17 protein-coding genes are annotated in these 14,767 nt (G+C 70.1%); 13 read left to right on the top strand and 4 right to left on the bottom strand.

Translation table 11 applies throughout. The features are described 5' to 3' along the window. Nucleotides 1–108: 108 nt before the first annotated feature. The 6 genes from AB0I38_RS23170 (at nt 109) to AB0I38_RS23145 (ending at nt 4,209) form a co-directional block, all read left to right on the top strand. Entirely contained in the window at nt 109–312 is a 204-nt protein-coding gene (locus AB0I38_RS23170; RefSeq protein WP_043629748.1) for a helix-turn-helix domain-containing protein, read from the top strand. Between the two features lie 177 nt (nt 313–489). After that, nucleotides 490–588, top strand: coding sequence for a 30S ribosomal protein bS22 (locus tag AB0I38_RS23165; protein ID WP_018654693.1), 99 nt, complete (start codon nt 490–492; stop codon nt 586–588). Between the two features lie 23 nt (nt 589–611). Then, nucleotides 612–1,604 carry an NAD-dependent epimerase/dehydratase family protein gene (locus AB0I38_RS23160; RefSeq protein ID WP_358471344.1) on the top strand — a complete coding sequence of 331 codons (993 nt, stop codon included), beginning with the start codon at nt 612–614 and terminating at the stop codon, nt 1,602–1,604. After that, on the top strand, nt 1,601–2,506 hold the full coding sequence (locus tag AB0I38_RS23155) for a lysophospholipid acyltransferase family protein (RefSeq protein ID WP_358471342.1): 906 nt from the start codon (nt 1,601–1,603) through the stop codon (nt 2,504–2,506). Before AB0I38_RS23160 ends, AB0I38_RS23155 begins: the two co-directional genes overlap by 4 nt. An 87-nt stretch (nt 2,507–2,593) precedes the next feature. After that, the gene (locus AB0I38_RS23150; protein ID WP_358471340.1) at nt 2,594–3,175 is read left to right on the top strand and encodes an RNA polymerase sigma factor; all 582 of its coding nucleotides are present in this window, start codon (nt 2,594–2,596) and stop codon (nt 3,173–3,175) included. Between the two features lie 2 nt (nt 3,176–3,177). Beyond that, nucleotides 3,178–4,209 carry an LCP family protein gene (locus tag AB0I38_RS23145; protein ID WP_358471339.1) on the top strand — a complete coding sequence of 344 codons (1,032 nt, stop codon included), beginning with the start codon at nt 3,178–3,180 and terminating at the stop codon, nt 4,207–4,209. A gap of 145 nt (nt 4,210–4,354) precedes the next feature. Here AB0I38_RS23145 and AB0I38_RS23140 read toward each other — a convergent pair whose 3' ends face one another. The 3 genes from AB0I38_RS23140 to AB0I38_RS23130 form a co-directional block, all read right to left on the bottom strand. Next, nucleotides 4,355–5,218: an HAD family hydrolase gene (locus tag AB0I38_RS23140; protein ID WP_358471337.1), complete on the bottom strand. Its 864-nt coding sequence runs from the start codon at nt 5,216–5,218 to the stop codon at nt 4,355–4,357. 22 nt (nt 5,219–5,240) lie between these two features. Beyond that, complete coding sequence (locus AB0I38_RS23135; RefSeq protein WP_358471335.1) at nt 5,241–5,882, bottom strand: DUF5667 domain-containing protein; 642 nt, start codon at nt 5,880–5,882, stop codon at nt 5,241–5,243. A gap of 72 nt (nt 5,883–5,954) precedes the next feature. Further along, nucleotides 5,955–6,593, bottom strand: a complete 639-nt coding sequence (locus tag AB0I38_RS23130; protein WP_358471333.1) for a sigma-70 family RNA polymerase sigma factor — start codon at nt 6,591–6,593, stop codon at nt 5,955–5,957. Nucleotides 6,594–6,772: 179 nt separating this feature from the next. Between AB0I38_RS23130 and AB0I38_RS23125 the strand changes: the two genes are divergently transcribed. Next, nucleotides 6,773–8,227, top strand: a complete 1,455-nt coding sequence (locus AB0I38_RS23125; RefSeq protein ID WP_358471331.1) for a putative quinol monooxygenase — start codon at nt 6,773–6,775, stop codon at nt 8,225–8,227. 59 nt (nt 8,228–8,286) lie between these two features. On the opposite strand, the gene AB0I38_RS23120 is transcribed toward AB0I38_RS23125, so the two are convergent. Beyond that, nucleotides 8,287–8,532 (bottom strand): glutaredoxin family protein, encoded by a 246-nt coding sequence (locus AB0I38_RS23120; protein ID WP_358471329.1) that lies wholly within the window; start codon nt 8,530–8,532, stop codon nt 8,287–8,289. 112 nt (nt 8,533–8,644) lie between these two features. On the opposite strand from AB0I38_RS23120, the gene AB0I38_RS23115 reads away from it, so the two are divergent. From AB0I38_RS23115 to AB0I38_RS23090, 6 genes are all read left to right on the top strand, one after another. Next, the gene (locus AB0I38_RS23115; protein ID WP_358471327.1) at nt 8,645–9,322 is read left to right on the top strand and encodes a redox-sensing transcriptional repressor Rex; all 678 of its coding nucleotides are present in this window, start codon (nt 8,645–8,647) and stop codon (nt 9,320–9,322) included. Continuing rightward, nucleotides 9,319–10,575: a glutamyl-tRNA reductase gene (locus AB0I38_RS23110; RefSeq protein ID WP_358471325.1), complete on the top strand. Its 1,257-nt coding sequence runs from the start codon at nt 9,319–9,321 to the stop codon at nt 10,573–10,575. The genes AB0I38_RS23115 and AB0I38_RS23110 overlap by 4 nt, the downstream gene beginning before the upstream one ends. Further along, nucleotides 10,572–11,477: a hydroxymethylbilane synthase gene (gene hemC / locus AB0I38_RS23105; RefSeq protein WP_358471323.1), complete on the top strand. Its 906-nt coding sequence runs from the start codon at nt 10,572–10,574 to the stop codon at nt 11,475–11,477. The genes AB0I38_RS23110 and hemC overlap by 4 nt, the downstream gene beginning before the upstream one ends. Next, complete coding sequence (locus tag AB0I38_RS23100) at nt 11,474–13,018, top strand: uroporphyrinogen-III synthase (RefSeq protein WP_358471321.1); 1,545 nt, start codon at nt 11,474–11,476, stop codon at nt 13,016–13,018. Before hemC ends, AB0I38_RS23100 begins: the two co-directional genes overlap by 4 nt. Further along, complete coding sequence (hemB, locus tag AB0I38_RS23095; protein WP_358471319.1) at nt 13,015–13,998, top strand: porphobilinogen synthase; 984 nt, start codon at nt 13,015–13,017, stop codon at nt 13,996–13,998. The genes AB0I38_RS23100 and hemB overlap by 4 nt, the downstream gene beginning before the upstream one ends. A 129-nt stretch (nt 13,999–14,127) precedes the next feature. Continuing rightward, nucleotides 14,128–14,757 (top strand): bifunctional DNA primase/polymerase, encoded by a 630-nt coding sequence (locus tag AB0I38_RS23090; protein ID WP_358471317.1) that lies wholly within the window; start codon nt 14,128–14,130, stop codon nt 14,755–14,757. Nucleotides 14,758–14,767: the final 10 nt, after the last annotated feature.

Raw genomic sequence — 14,767 nt, 5'->3', positions numbered from 1 at the left:
TAGGGGGTTTGCGCACTCGGAGTCCCGACTTACGCTGACGGCAGTACACGTGCGTGAGCAATGGCACCAGTGGGGATAACCCGGAAACACGTGCGGAAGAGGCGTCCGATGGCTGCAGGCGAAAGACCTCTCAGCGAGGTGAAGTTCCTGACTGTGGCGGAAGTGGCCACGGTCATGCGGGTCTCGAAGATGACCGTGTACCGGCTGGTGCACTCTGGCGAGCTGCCGGCGATCCGAGTAGGCCGGTCGTTCAGGGTGCCTGAGCAGGCGGTCCACGACTATCTCCGGGAGGCCTACATCGAGGCAGGATGATGCTGGAGTAGCGGCGTGGACCGTACGCCGTGAATACCGTCGCGGGAGAGGTCCGGCCGGCGCGACGCGGCCGGGCTCTCACCCCAAGGGGCGATCTACCACCGATCGCCGGTAGTCTGTGACGCGGTGTGCGCTCGCACATCGCTTTCAGCCTTGCTACCAGTACCTGGGGGTCCCGTGGGCTCTGTGATCAAGAAGCGCCGCAAGCGGATGGCCAAGAAGAAGCACCGCAAGCTGCTCAAGAAGACGCGCATCCAGCGGCGCAACAAGAAGTAACAAGACGCAGCTGTGAGGCGCTGATGACCCACACCGTGCTGGTCACCGGGGTCTCGCGCCACATCGGCGCCCGGGTGGCGAGTGTTCTCGCGGCGGACCCGGACGTCAGCCGCGTCATAGGAGTCGACACCGTGCCGCCGCCCTCGCTGACGCGAGCTGGCGGCGTCTCTCTGGGCCGGACGGAGTTCGTCCGGGTGGATCTCCGTAGCCCCGACATCGCCGAGGTGATCGCGGTCGCGGACATCGACACCGTTGTGCACATGAGTCTGGTGAGCGCCCCGTCCAGGGGCACGGGCCGGGCGGTGATGAAAGAGCACAACGTCATCGGAACCATGCAGCTGCTCGGCGCCTGCCAGCGGTCGGCGACCGTGCGGCGCGTGGTGGTGCGCTCTACCACCGCGGTCTACGGCTCGTCGCCGCACAACCCGGCGGTGCTGACCGAGGACATGGAGCCGCACGACGGCCCCGTCCACGGCTACGCCAAGGACGCGGCCGAGGTCGAGGGCTACGTGCGCGGGTTCGCGCGCCGCCGCCCCGACGTGGCCGTGTCGCTGCTGCGTTTCGCCAACTTCGTGGGGCCCGGCGTCGACTCGCCGCTCACCCGCTACTTCACCCAGCCGGTGCTGTCGACCGTGTTCGGCTTCGACCCCCGTCTGCAGTTCGTCCACGAGGACGACGCGGTCGAGGTGTTCCGGCGGATGGCGAAGGAAGACCACCCCGGCACGTTCAACGTGGCCGGGGCCGGCGTGCTGCTCCTGTCGCAGTGCGCGCGCCGGGCCGGGCGGCCGTCGCTGCCGCTGTTCTCGCCGGTCTTCCGCGCGCTCGGCGACGTCGTACGCCGGGCGGGGCTGGTCGACTACTCGCCCGAGCAGGTGCGGCTGATGAGCCACGGCCGCGCGGTCGACTCCAGCAGGCTGGAGTCCGAGCTGGGCTGGAAACCCAAGTTCACGACCGGCGCGGCCTTCGACGACTTCCTGCGCTCGCGCGGGCTGCATCCGTTCGGAGGTGCTCGGTGAGTGTTCCCGGCCAAGAGGCGCGCGTGATCCCGATCAGCGCGGCGCCCTCCTACGACGAGCCCGACGGGCCCGACCCCATGGCCGAGGCGCTGGCCTTCCTCCGCAGGCGGATCAGCGGCGACTACGAGGTCGACGAGTTCGGCTACGACGCCGAGCTCACCGACAAGGTCCTGCTGGAGCTGATCCGGCCGATCTACCACCACTGGTTCAGGGTCGAGACGTCCGCGCTGAAGCACGTGCCCGAGGAGGGCGGCGCGCTCATCGCGGCCAACCACTCCGGCACGCTGCCGGTCGACGCGCTGATGATGCAGGTGGCGCTGCACGACGAGGTGGGCCGGCCGCTCCGGCTGCTCGGCGCCGACCTCGTCTACCAACTGCCCGTCCTCGCCCACCTGTCGCGCAAGAGCGGCCACACGCTGGCCTGCCCCGAGGACGCCGACCGGCTGCTGCGCAAGGGCGAGCTGGTCGGGGTGTTCCCCGAGGGGTACAAGGGCGTGGGCAAGCCGTTCTCCGAGCGCTACAAGCTGCAACGGTTCGGCCGGGGCGGGTTCGTGGCCTCGGCCATCCGCGCGGGCGTGCCGATCGTCCCCACCGCCATCGTGGGGGCCGAGGAGATCTACCCCAAGATCGGCGACCTGCCGTTCCTGGCCAGGCTGCTCGGGCTGCCCTACGTGCCGATCACGCCGTTCTTCCCGCTGCTCGGGCCGCTCGGGCTGGTGCCGCTGCCGTCGAAGTGGCTGATCGAGTTCGGCGAGCCGATCCGCACCGACGGCTACGATCCGTCGGACGCCGACGATCCCATGCTGGTGTTCAACCTCACCGACCACGTCCGCGAGGTCATCCAGCACATGCTCAGCGAGCTGCGGCTGCGCCGCGGGCATGCGTTCCCGCCCTTCGCCTGAGCCGCTGAGGCGGTTTCCTGCGATGTGAACCCGTTCGGCGGGTTGTGGCGAGACATGCGTGACCGACTTCCCCACAGAAGGGCGGAGATGATCACGCAACCCGCCACCAGGGACGCGGACGCCGACCTCGTCAGCGCCTCCTGGACCCAGCCGGAGGCGTTCGCCGAGCTGTTCGACCGCTACTCCGCCATGCTCTACCGGTACGTCTCCAAGCGGCTCGGCCCCGAGCCCGCCGAGGACCTCGTCGGCGAGACGTTCCTGGTCGCCTTCTCCCGTCGCAGGAGCTACGACCTGGCCTACACCGACGCCCGGCCGTGGCTCTTCGGCATCCTCACCAAGCTCATGTCCCGCCACCACCGCACCGAGGCGGCCCGTTACCGCGCGCTGCTGCGGGCGCCGGTCGACGGGCACGTGGAGTCGCCGGCCGACCGGGTGGCGGCCGGGGTGACCGCGCGGGCCGCGCGCCCCGACCTGGTCAGCGCGCTCGCGGCGCTCCCGGCCAAGGACCGCGACGTGCTGCTGCTGATCGCCTGGGGCGATCTGACGTACGAGGAGGTCGCGCGGGCGCTCGGCATCCCGATCGGGACCGTGCGCTCCCGCCTCAACAGGGGCAGGCGGAAGGTACGCGCGGCGCTCGGCGACAGCAACCCGATGATCGAGGAGGAGTGACGATGGACGACCTGCGGCTGCTCCGCGATCTCGGCAGCGAGCTGGAACACGAACCACCCGCGATGCTCGTCAGGCAGCGTGAGCGCATGCTGCGGGCCGGGTCGCGGTTCCGGCCGGCTCGCCGGTGGACGGGCCGATGGACGGGCTGGTGGGCGGCCGGGCTCGTCGCCGTGGCCACCGCCACCGCGGTCGCGGTGCCGGCCGTGCTGGTCGGCGACCGCCACACGGCCGCGCCTCCGGCGGGCGCGCGTGTCGTGGACGTGTCGGGGGCGCTCAACGTGCTGCTGATCGGCTCGGACACCCGCGAAGGCGCCGGCAACGAGGTGTACGGCCCGCGCGCGGCCAGGGACAAGGTGGGCAAGCGGTCGGACACCATCGTGCTCCTCCACCTGCCCGCCGACAGGAGGCGGGCGACCGCGGTCAGCGTGCCGCGCGACTCGATCGTGCGGATCCCCCGCTGTTCCGGCCGGCCCGCCAGGACGGACCTGATCAACTCCGCGTACGACCAGGGCGGGTCCGCCTGCCTCGGCGCGACGCTGGAACAGCTCACCGGCCTGACCATCGACCACTCGGTGGAGGTGGACTTCACCGGGTTCAAGGCCATGGTGGACGCGCTCGGGGGCGTGGAGGTCAGCCTGCCGAGGGCCGTGAACGACAAGGCGTCGAAGCTCGTCCTGCCGGCCGGCAAGAGCCTGGTGAACGGCGAGCAGGCGCTCGGCTTCGTCCGGCTGCGGCGCTACGGCGACGGCTCCGACGTCCAGCGCGTCAAGCGGCAGCAGCAGCTCATGCTGGCGATGCTGAAGAAGGCGCAGAGTCAGGCGGCCGAGCCCGCCAGGCTCAAGGCGTTCCTCGGCGCGGTGTCCAGGTCCGTACGGACCGACCTGGACCCGCAGTCGATGTTCGAGCTGGCCAGGAGCCTGTCGAAGGCCAAGGTGAGCTTCCTCACCGTGCCCTGGGCCCCCCATCCCGACGACCGCAACCGGATCCAGTGGAAGCAGCCGGAGGCGAGCCGGCTCTTCGAAAACCTGAAGTAGCCGCCCGTCGTCCGCCCTCGCGGAGACCAGGTCCAGCTGCCTGGCCCCGCGAGGGCGGACCGCGCCGAAGATGACCCGGGCCCTGCACGCGAGGGCCGCGTACCGTCCTCATGGGCTCTGCGGCCCGGCGTCTCGCGGCGCGGTGTCACTGGACGGAGCGGTAGTGCCTGCGCAGTGCCACGCCCGCGGCGACCCCGCCGGCCACGGCGCCCAGACCGGCGGCGATCGGCAGCGCGGCCAGCGTCGCCTTGCGGCCGGTGCGGAAGTCCTTGATCGGCCAGCTCTGCTGCCTGGCGTATTCGCGCAGCTCGCTGTCGGGGTTGATGGCCACCGCGTGGCCCACCAGCGAGAGCATGGGCAGGTCGTTGGCCGAGTCGCTGTAGGCGGTGCACCGGGTGAGGTCGAGGCCCTCACGGCGGGCCAGCGCCCGCACCGCCTCGGCCTTGGCCGGGCCGTGGAGCAGGTCGCCGACCAGCCGCCCGGTGTAGACGCCGTCGGAGCTCTCGGCCACGGTGCCGAGCGCCCCGGTCAGGCCGAGCCGCTGGGCGATGACCCTGGCCAGCTCCACCGGCGTGGCGGTGACCAGCCAGACCCGCTGGCCCGCGTCGAGGTGGCTCTGCGCGAGGGCCCGGGTGCCGCCCCAGATGCGGTCGGCCATCACCTCGTCGTAGATCTCCTCGCCCAGCCGTACGACGTCGTCGACCTTGGCGCCGGCGACGAACGCCAGCGCGGTCTCGCGGGCGACGGCGATGTGCTCGGGGTTCTCGTTGCCGCGCAGCCGGAACGCCGCCTGGCCGACGGCGAACTTGAACAGGTCGGACGTGGTGAACATGCCGCGCGTGGCGAGACCCCTGGCGAAGTGGTAGATGGAGGCGCCGCGCATCATCGTGTTGTCGACGTCGAAGAAGGCCGCCGCCTGCAGGTCGGGCTCGGCCGGGGGCGCCGTCACAGCCGCCGCCGCCGCGGCCTCGCCGGCGATCTCCGCCTCTACCTGGTGCCGTCGTCGCATGAGCCGCCACATGTGCGCCAGCTTACCCAGAAGGGGCGACGAGACCTTCGATGTAGTCGAGGTACCCCGTGGCCTGGTCCTGGTGGACCTCGTTCAGCTGGTCGAGCATCGGCTCGACCATGTCGCGCTGGTCCTTGGCGAAGGAGTCGATCTTGGAAGAGCGCGGCTCGGCCCGCTTCAGCCTGCTGATGCCCGAGCGGGTCGACTGCTCCATGTCCTCGAGCGTCCTGGAGACCAGCGGTCCCTCGCCCGAGGAGCCGAGGAGCTCGGCGACCTCGGCGGCGCGGTTCCTGGCCGAGTGGAGCTCACGCTCGCCCCGTGCGACGTCGTCGGTGCTGAGGCGGACCAGCGTGCTCTCCGCGGCGCGCTTGAGCGGGTACAGCGTGTCGCCCGGCACCGCCTGGTAGGTGGCGAAGGCCGACAGCATCATGCCGGCGGCCAGCCCCAGCGTGGCCACCTGGGAGAACCATGAGATCCGCCGGGAGGGTCGCCGGTGGCCGCGCCGCGCGGCGCGCGGCGCCGGCTCAGGAGGCGGAGGGGCCGTCAGGAGCTCGCGGCGGAGCCGGGCGCGGAAGCCGGCCTCCGGCCCGCCGCCCAAGGGGAGCCTCCGCAGCTCCGTGAGGTGGTCCAGCATCTGTTCGCGCGATCTGCGCGACCTACCCATGACCGCTCCCCTGACGCCCCCGGCTAATGATCCTGTCGTGACACATGCCTAACGAAGGGATGCGGTGCGAGGTTACGCGAGGTCGTGACGGAGAGCCCTCGCGAGTGCACGGATCGCACGGAACTGCAGCGCTTTGATGGCTCCACTCTTCTTCCCCATGATCAGCGCCGTCTCCGCCAGCGACAGTCCGTGCAGGAACCGCAGCACCACGCATTCCTGTTGTTCTGGATTGAGGTCTCTGACCGCCCGCAGGACCCGGTCGTTGATGATCGCCGTCACCACCGCGTTCTCCGGGATGTGCGGCCCGTCGAGCGGGACGTCGATCACCTCGCCCGTCGGGATCTCCAACCGATAGCGCCCGGACTTGAAATGGTCGGTCACCAGGTTGCGCGCGATGGTCACCAGCCAGGCGCCGAAATCGCGGCCCTGCCAGGTGAAGTCGGTGATGTGCCGTAACGCCCGCAGGAACGTCTCGCTCGTGAGATCCTCCGCGAGCGGGTGGGAGCCCACCCGGAAATAGATGTAGCGATAGACCAGATCCACATAGCGGTCATAGAGCGTGCCAAAAGCCTCCGAGTCGCCGGTCTTGGCATGTAAGACCAGCGTACGGAGGTCGTCCGGGATCTCTTCCCGCACAGCAGGCTCGGTCGTCCGGGCGGGGCCAGCGACCGCTGGAGTGAGCAGCCCGGCGAACGGCCACGAGTCAGGCATCCGGTATCCCTACGGGTAAGGGGTGCGGCGTGCTCGAACACTCTAGAAATCAACTGGAAATTCCACAATCCGCTTCCCCGAGGCATGACTTGCCGTAATCGGCGGATAGCGTGTGGACCGCCCCCGTTCCCTCTTCGGCTACCGGCTGGGAGGCATAGTCCGGCAGCATTGGAGTCACCATGGAGATCCTCGTTGCTGTCATCGCCTTCGCCGGTGCTCTCCTGGCCGTGATCGCGGCCGTCGCACTGGGCCGCCGGCTGCGTGACGACCCCGAGGGGTGGTTGATCGCCTGGACCGTCGCAGTGGCCTCGCTGGCGGTGTCACTCGCCATGGTCGCCGTCGGCCACCTTCTGGGATTCGGGTCGGTCACCTTCAAGCTCTACCAGCTCACCGGGTCGTTCCTGGCGCCGCTCTGGCTGTCGATCGGCCTCATCCAGTTGCTCGCCGAGAAGGTGCCGCCGAAGTTCGCGGCCTGGTTGTTCGGCATCGCCTTCACCATCGTCGTCGGCGTGATCCTGCTGGTCGACCCGGTGCGCAAGAGCGACGAGATGACCAAGGCGCTGCCCACGGCGGCCGGGCACTGGGGACTCATCCCCGACAAGCTGCTGCTCGGCGCCCACGTCATCATCGCGCTCATCCTGCTGGGCGCCCTGGTGGTCGGGGCGCTGCGGTGGCGCAACGGCGACGACTACGACACCGACAACCTGCACGCGACGATCGTCATCGTGCCGTCCGGCCTGGCTCTTCTGGGGGCGATGCGGTTCGCGGTGCCGGGCCTGTTCGCGGTGGCGCTGCTCGTCGTGGCCGCCGCCGCGATCTGGTATTCCGTGCTGCGCCCGCTGGCGCCGTACGAGGACGAGGACGAGGACGACGACGAGGTCCCCTCCCGGCGCGGTGAGCGGGCCCAGGGAGCGGGCCACCGGGCCGCCGCCCCCGTGTCCCAGCCACGGCCGGATCCGGTCGTCGCGAACGAGATGCCGCCGGCCGTCCAGCCGCGCAGGTCGTCGGGGCTGGGGGATCTGGTGGCCGAGTACCGAGCGGGCGACCGCGAGATCGACTACGCCGCGCGCATGGCGCCGCCGCCCGAGTCGGGTCCGTCCACCGGCTACATCATGAACGGCAGGCACGGCGCGCCCGAATACGGCATGCCGGCGACCGGCGCCGTCTATCCCGGGGCCGACATGTTCGCCACCGGCGCCTACAGTGCGCAGCCGCAGGTTCCGCAGTCACCTCAGCCGCCGCAGAGCCATCCGCACCTCCAAGCGCAGTCCCAGGCGCAGCCGCAGCCCGTCTCCAGCAAGCCCTCGCCGAGCATCTACGGGATGCTGACCGTCTTCTCGCTCATCGACGGCTCGGGCGAGGCGTTCGACCGGCTGGCCGAGCAGACCGTCGAGGCGGTGCGGCGCGGCGAGCCCGACACGTTGATCTACGCCTGCCACGCGGTCAAGTCGGCGCCCCTGCAGCGCATCGTCTACGAGCTCTACCGCGACGAGGTGGCCTACCGCGACCACCAGCGCCAGCCGCACGTCGAGAGGTTCGTCAACGACCGCCAGGCGCTGGTGCTGGCCACCAACATCATCGAGCTCAACGTCAACGCCGCCAAGGTCGTGCCGCTGCCCACCGCGATGTTCTAGGCGTCCGACTCGCGGGTCGCTCCGGTCCCAGGTCGCTCTGGTTTTAGGGGCGCTCCGGTCTAGGGCTCCCGGTCGCCGAGCGCGGCTCGCAGGCGCTCCTCCGAGACCCGCCAGAAGTCGTGCTGGACGCCGTCCACAAGTGTGACGGGAATCATCTCCCAGTATTTCTCGCGCAGTTCGTCGGAGGAGTCGATGTCGACCTCCTCCCACGGCATGCCCAGCTCTGCCGCCACGCGGACGATGATCGCGCGGGCGTCGTCACACAAGTGACAACCGGGTCTGCTGAGCAAGGTGATGTGATGCATGCACTCCTCCGTAGCGCCACACTTTGTGCGTCGGTTCACAAAGGGATTAACCTGAAAGACGGTTCTACCCCATCGCGGTCTCCGACCGCCCGTTCCTCTGGAGCCCCGGCACGTGAAGAGCCCGTCCCACCCCCGTGATCGCGGCATACCCGAGGCAACGGTCGCCAGGCTCCCGTTGTACCTGCGGGCGCTGAACGGGATGGCCGAGCGGGGCACCGCGACCGTGAGCTCCGAAGATCTCGCGGTGGCCGCCGGAGTCAACTCCGCCAAGCTCCGCAAGGATCTGTCCCATCTCGGCTCGTACGGTACCCGCGGCGTCGGCTACGACGTCGAGTACCTCGTCTACCAGATCTCCCGTGAGCTCGGTCTGACCCAAGACTGGGCCGTCGCCATCGTCGGAGTCGGTAACCTCGGCCGTGCGCTCGCCAACTACGGAGGGTTCGTCTCCAGAGGTTTTCGGGTGGCCGCGCTCATCGATGCCGACCCCGAAGTGGTGGGCGACGACATCGCGGGGTTGAATGTTGAGCACATTGACGAACTGGAAGCCGTGATCCAGCGGCGGGGAGTCTCGATCGTGGTCCTGGCGACTCCGGCGGCGGCAGCGCAGAAAGTCTGCGATCGGGTCGTCGCCGTCGGCGTGACCAGCATCCTGAACTTCGCTCCCGTCGTACTTTCTGTACCTGAGAGCGTAGATGTCCGTAAAGTCGACCTATCAATCGAACTGCAGATCCTTGCGTTCCACGAGCAACGCAAAGCAGGGGGGCCACTGATGGCCGTGGACAGCCAGTGAGCATTCTGGCTATCGGACTCAGCCACCGGACAGCGCCGGTGGCCATGCTGGAGCGTGTGTCGGTGACCGGCGACGCGCTCGTCAAGCTCTTGCACGACGTGCAGAAGGACATCTGCGTGGCGGAGACCATGGTGGTCTCGACCTGCAACAGGGTCGAGATCTACGTCGCGGTCGACCGCTTCCACGCCGCCGTCACCTCGATCAGCGACCTGTTGAGCGTGCACTCGGGCGTGCCAGGTGACGAGCTGAGGCCGCACCTCTACGTCCACTACGAGGACCAGGCGGTCGAGCACCTGTTCTCCATGGTGTGCGGCCTCGACTCGATGGTGGTGGGCGAGGGGCAGATCCTCGGCCAGGTCCGCAGGGCGCTCAAGCTGGCGCAGAAGCAGGGCACCGTCGGCGCCTCGCTCAACGAGCTGGTGCAGTCGGCGCTGCGGGTGGGCAAGCGCGCCCACACCGACACCGGCATCGACCAGGCGGGCGCCTCGCTGGTCAGCGCCGGGCTGGCGCTGGCGGGCGAGCTGCCCGGCCGGCGGGCGCTGGTGGTCGGCGCGGGCTCGATGAGCTCGCTGGCCGCCACCACCCTGGCGCGGGCGGGCGTGACCGACATCGTCGTGGCCAACCGCACCTTCGACCGCGGGCTGCGACTCGCCCAGTCGGTCGGCGGCAGGGCGGTCGAGTTCGCCGCGGTTCCCCGAGAGCTGGCGGCGGCCGACATCGTCATCACCTGCATCGGCGCCGGTCACCATGTGATCACTCCCGGCATGCTGTCCCGCGAGGCGTTCCTCCTCGACCTGGCGCTGCCCCACGACATCGACCCGGACGTACGCGCCGTGCCCGGCGTCACGCTGGTCGACCTGGAGACGATCCAGGAGTCCGGCATCGGCTCCCACGAGGACGACGCCGTCCAGGCGGTCCGCGAGCTCGTCACCCGGGAGCTCACCGCGTTCCTCGACGCCGGCCGCGCCTCCAGGGTCACCCCGACCGTGGTGGCGCTGCGCGGCAAGGCGGCGGGCGTGGTGGAGGCCGAGCTGGGCCGGTTGCTGATGCGCATGCCCGACCTCGACCGCAAGACCAGAGACGAGGTCACCCAGACCGTGCAGAGAGTCGTCGACAAGCTGCTTCACGAGCCGACCGTGCGTGTCAAACAGCTCGCCACCTCCCCCGGAGGCGATCATTATGCGGAAGCGCTGCGCGAGCTGTTCGACCTGGATCCGAAGATGCCCCGAGCCGTGAGGGAGGTGGAGTTGTGACGTTGCGGTTGGGGACCCGGCGCAGCCTCATGGCCACCACCCAGTCCCAGATGGTCGCCGACGCCTACACCGAGCGCACCGGGCGGGACATCGAGCTGGTCGGCATCACCACCTTCGGTGACGTCAGCAAGGCCCACCTGGCGCAGCTGGGCGGCACCGGCGTGTTCGTCAGCGCGCTGCGCGACAAGCTGTTCGAGGGCGAGATCGACTTCGCCGTCCACTCGCTGAAGGACCTGCCGACCAAGCCCGACCCCAGGGTGACCCTGGCGGCGCTGCCCACCCGCCACGACCACCGCGACGCGCTGGTCGGCCCGGTCGCGTTCGCCGACCTGCCCGCCGGGGCCAAGGTCGGCACCGGCTCCCCGCGCCGGGTCGCGATGCTCCGAGCGCTGCGCCCCGACCTCGAGTACGTCCCGATCCGCGGCAACGCGGACACCCGGATCGCCAAGGTAACCTCAGGTGAGCTCGACGCCGTCGTGCTCGCCGCGGCCGGCCTGAACAGGATCGGCCGCACCACCGAGATCGCCCAGATCTTCACGGTCGAGGAGCTGACCCCGGCGCCGGGCCAGGGCTCGCTGGCCGTCGAGTGTCTGTCCGGTCGTGACGACCTGATCGACTTTCTCGGTGTGCTCGACGACGCGCGGACCCGCTCCGCGGTGTCGGCCGAGCGCACCATTCTGTCCGCTCTCGAGGCCGGATGTTCGGCGCCCGTGGGTGCGTTCGCCTTCGATGACGGGCAGACTCTCAACCTGACCGCGGTGGTCGTCGCACTCGACGGCCAACGGGCGGTCCGCAAGTCCGCCGCCGGTTCTCCTTCGGAGGCTGTCGATCTGGCCCGCGTCCTCGCGGCAGAGATGATCGCCGAAGGGGCCGACAGATTGATGGGGGAGCAGTCCCATTGAGCTCCGATAGTCCAACCTTCGGATTCGTCGCCTTCGTGGGCGCGGGCCCGGGCGACCCCAACCTCCTCACGCTTCGCGGTGCCGAGTTGCTCGGCAAGGCCGACGTGGTCGTCGTCGACGAGGAGCGCTACGGCGCGCTGCTCCGGCACTGCCGCACCGGTGTCGAGGTCGTGTCCGGCGACGTGGTCGGCCACGCCAAGCGGGGCCGGCTCGTCGTACGCGTGTCGGAGGGCGACCCCATGTTGTTCTCCTCGATCACCGAGGAGGTCGCGGCGTGTGTCGCGGCGGAGGTGGACTTCGAGATCGTGCCCGGCGTGCCGCCCGCGACCGCCGTGCTCGCCTACGCGGGCATCCCGCCCGCGACGTCCGTGCCCGAGTTCAGGGTGGTCGACGCGGCGCAGGACCAGGACTGGTCCTCGCACGCCGGCTGCGCGGGCACGCTGGTGATCTACAACGGCGTCGCCGAGGCCGTGCCGATCGGCAAGGCGCTGATCGCCGGGGGCAAGCCCGACCACACCCCGGTCGCGGTCAGCAGCGGCGGCACCACCACTGAGCAGTACACCGTGGTCTCCACGCTCGGCAGGCTGCAGGCCGACCTCAAGCACGCCGGCATCACCGAGCCCGCGCTGATCGTGGTCGGCGACGCCGTGGGGCAGCGCGACAAGCTGTCGTGGTTCGAGACCAAGCCGCTGTTCGGCTGGCGGGTGCTGGTGCCGCGCACCAAGGAGCAGTCCAAGAGCCTCACCGAGCAGCTCATCTCCTACGGCGCGGTGCCCGAGGAGGTGCCGACCATCTCTGTCGAGCCGCCGCGCACCCCGCAGCAGATGGACCGCGCGATCAAGGGCCTGGTCACCGGCCGCTACGAATGGGTGGCGTTCACCAGCGCCAACGCGGTCAAGGCGGTGCGCGAGAAGTTCGAGGAGTACGGCCTCGACGCCCGCGCCTTCGCCGGGCTCAAGGTCGCGGCCGTGGGCGACGCCACAGCGCAGGCCCTGGTCGACTTCGGGGTCAAGCCCGACCTGCTGCCCTCGGGCGAGCAGTCGTCCGAGGGCCTGGTGGCCGAGTGGCCGCCGTACGACTCGATGCTCGACCCGATCAACCGGGTGCTGCTTCCTCGTGCCGATATTTCCACTGACACCCTGGTGGCCGGGCTCACCGAGCTAGGCTGGGAATGCGACGACGTCACGGCCTACCGGACCGTGCGCGCCGCTCCGCCACCCGCGCCGATCCGCGAGGCGATCAAGGGCGGCGGGTTCGACGCCGTTCTCTTCACCTCGTCGTCGACGGTGCGCAACCTGGTGGGCATCGCGGGCAAACCGCACAACGTCACCGTGATCGCTGTCATCGGGCCGCAGACCGCCAACACCGCAGAGGAGTTTGGGCTGCGCGTCGATGTCATGGCCGACAAACCTTCGGCTTCCGCCCTCGCGGCCGCGCTGGCCGAGTACGGTGCGAAGCAGCGTCAGGCGGCCGTGTCCGCCGGCGACACCCCGCGGCGTCCTTCCCAGAACCGTAGAGGAGCCAGGAGGAGAGCCAAGTGAGTGCCGAGTTCCCTGTCGCCCGTCCCCGCAGACTGCGTCGCAACGCGGCCATGAGGCGGATGGTGTCCGGCACCAGGCTGCATCCCGCAGATCTGATCCTGCCGATGTTCGTCAAGGAGAGCATCGACGAGCCCGCGCCGGTCGCCTCCATGCCCGGTGTGTTCCAGCACACCCGCGACTCGCTGCGCAAGGCCGCCCACGAGGCCGCCGAGGCCGGGGTCGGCGGGCTGATCCTGTTCGGCATTCCGGCGGTCAAGGACGCGCGCGGCTCGGCGGGCGACGACCCGGACGGCATTCTGCAGGTGGCCCTGCGTGACGTGAGCGCCGAGGTGGGCGACACCCTCGTAGTGATGGCCGACACCTGCCTCGACGAGTTCACCGACCACGGCCACTGCGGCATCCTCACCGACGCGGGCGACGTCGACAACGACGCGACCCTGGAGCGCTACGCGTCCATCGCCGTCGCCCAGGCCCGGGCCGGCTCCCAGATGGTCGCGCCGAGCGGCATGATGGACGGCCAGGTCGGGGCCATCCGCGCCGCCCTCGACGCCGACGGGTTCGCCGGCGTGCCGATCCTCGCCTACTCCGCCAAGTACGCCTCCGCCTTCTACGGGCCGTTCCGCGACGCCGCCGAGTGCGCGCCCCGGTTCGGTGACCGCAGCACCCACCAGCAGGACCCTGCCGGGCCGCTGGAGGAGGCGCTGCGCGAGGTGCGTCTCGACCTGGCCGAGGGCGCCGACGCGGTCATGGTCAAGCCCGCGCTCGCCTACCTCGACGTCATCAGGCGGTTCCGCGACACGGTGGATGTGCCGGTCGCGGCCTACCAGGTCAGCGGCGAGTACGCGATGATCGAGGCGGCCGCGGCCAACGGCTGGGTCGACCGCGAACGCATGATCATGGAATCCCTCGTCGCGATCAAGCGGGCGGGCGCCGACCTCATCCTGACCTACTGGGCGACCGAGGTGGCGCGCACCCTCTAACGAGGGGGTTTCCCGTCAACTCCTGGGGCCTGTGCGTTAGAGTGCGATAACAAGTGCTGGTGTGCCCCGCATGCGCTAATGGCCAGGAGCCGGGGCCGCTTCAGGCGCGGTAACTCGACGGGAGACACCATGGTGGGGGTACCACTCGCTCGGCGTACCAGAAAACGGTCGCGCCCGACGCGGATCGACTCCGTGCTGGGCTACGCCGCTCTCGGTTGGCCGGTGGTGCCCGGTGCTCACCCCCTGCGTCACGGCTCCCGCGCGTGTTCCTGTGACCGGCTCGGCTGTCCCGATCCCGGCGCGCATCCCGTCTCGCCCGCCTGGCACGTACAGGCCACGACGGACCCCACGCAGCTGACCCGCTGGTGGCAGCGCGAGCCCGAGGCCAATGTGATCCTGCCCACCGGGCGGGTGTTCGACGTGTTCGACGTACCCCTTCCGACGGGCCTCGCGGCCCTGACCCGCATCGACGCGGACGGAGCACACTCGGGCCCGGTCGCCGCCAACGGCGACCGGGTCCTGTTCTATGTCGCCACGCGCGGCAATCCCGAGGACGAGTACGAGTGGTGGTCCTGCCAGCTCGACTGCGACCCGGCCACCATCGACGACACACCGGGGCTGCGCTGGCACTGCCGCGACAGCTACGTCCTCGCCCCGCCCTCCACGCTGCCCACCGGTCAGCCCGTCTCCTGGCTGCGCCCGCCCGACGGCCGGCCGCTGCCCGACCCGCTGCGCATCCTGGACGTGCTCGCCGACTAGGGTGCCTTTC

The sequence above is a fragment of the Nonomuraea cavernae genome, from assembly GCF_040655715.1.
GTDB lineage: Bacteria > Actinomycetota > Actinomycetes > Streptosporangiales > Streptosporangiaceae > Nonomuraea > Nonomuraea cavernae_A.
This window is presented reverse-complemented; position numbering and strand designations above follow the sequence as displayed.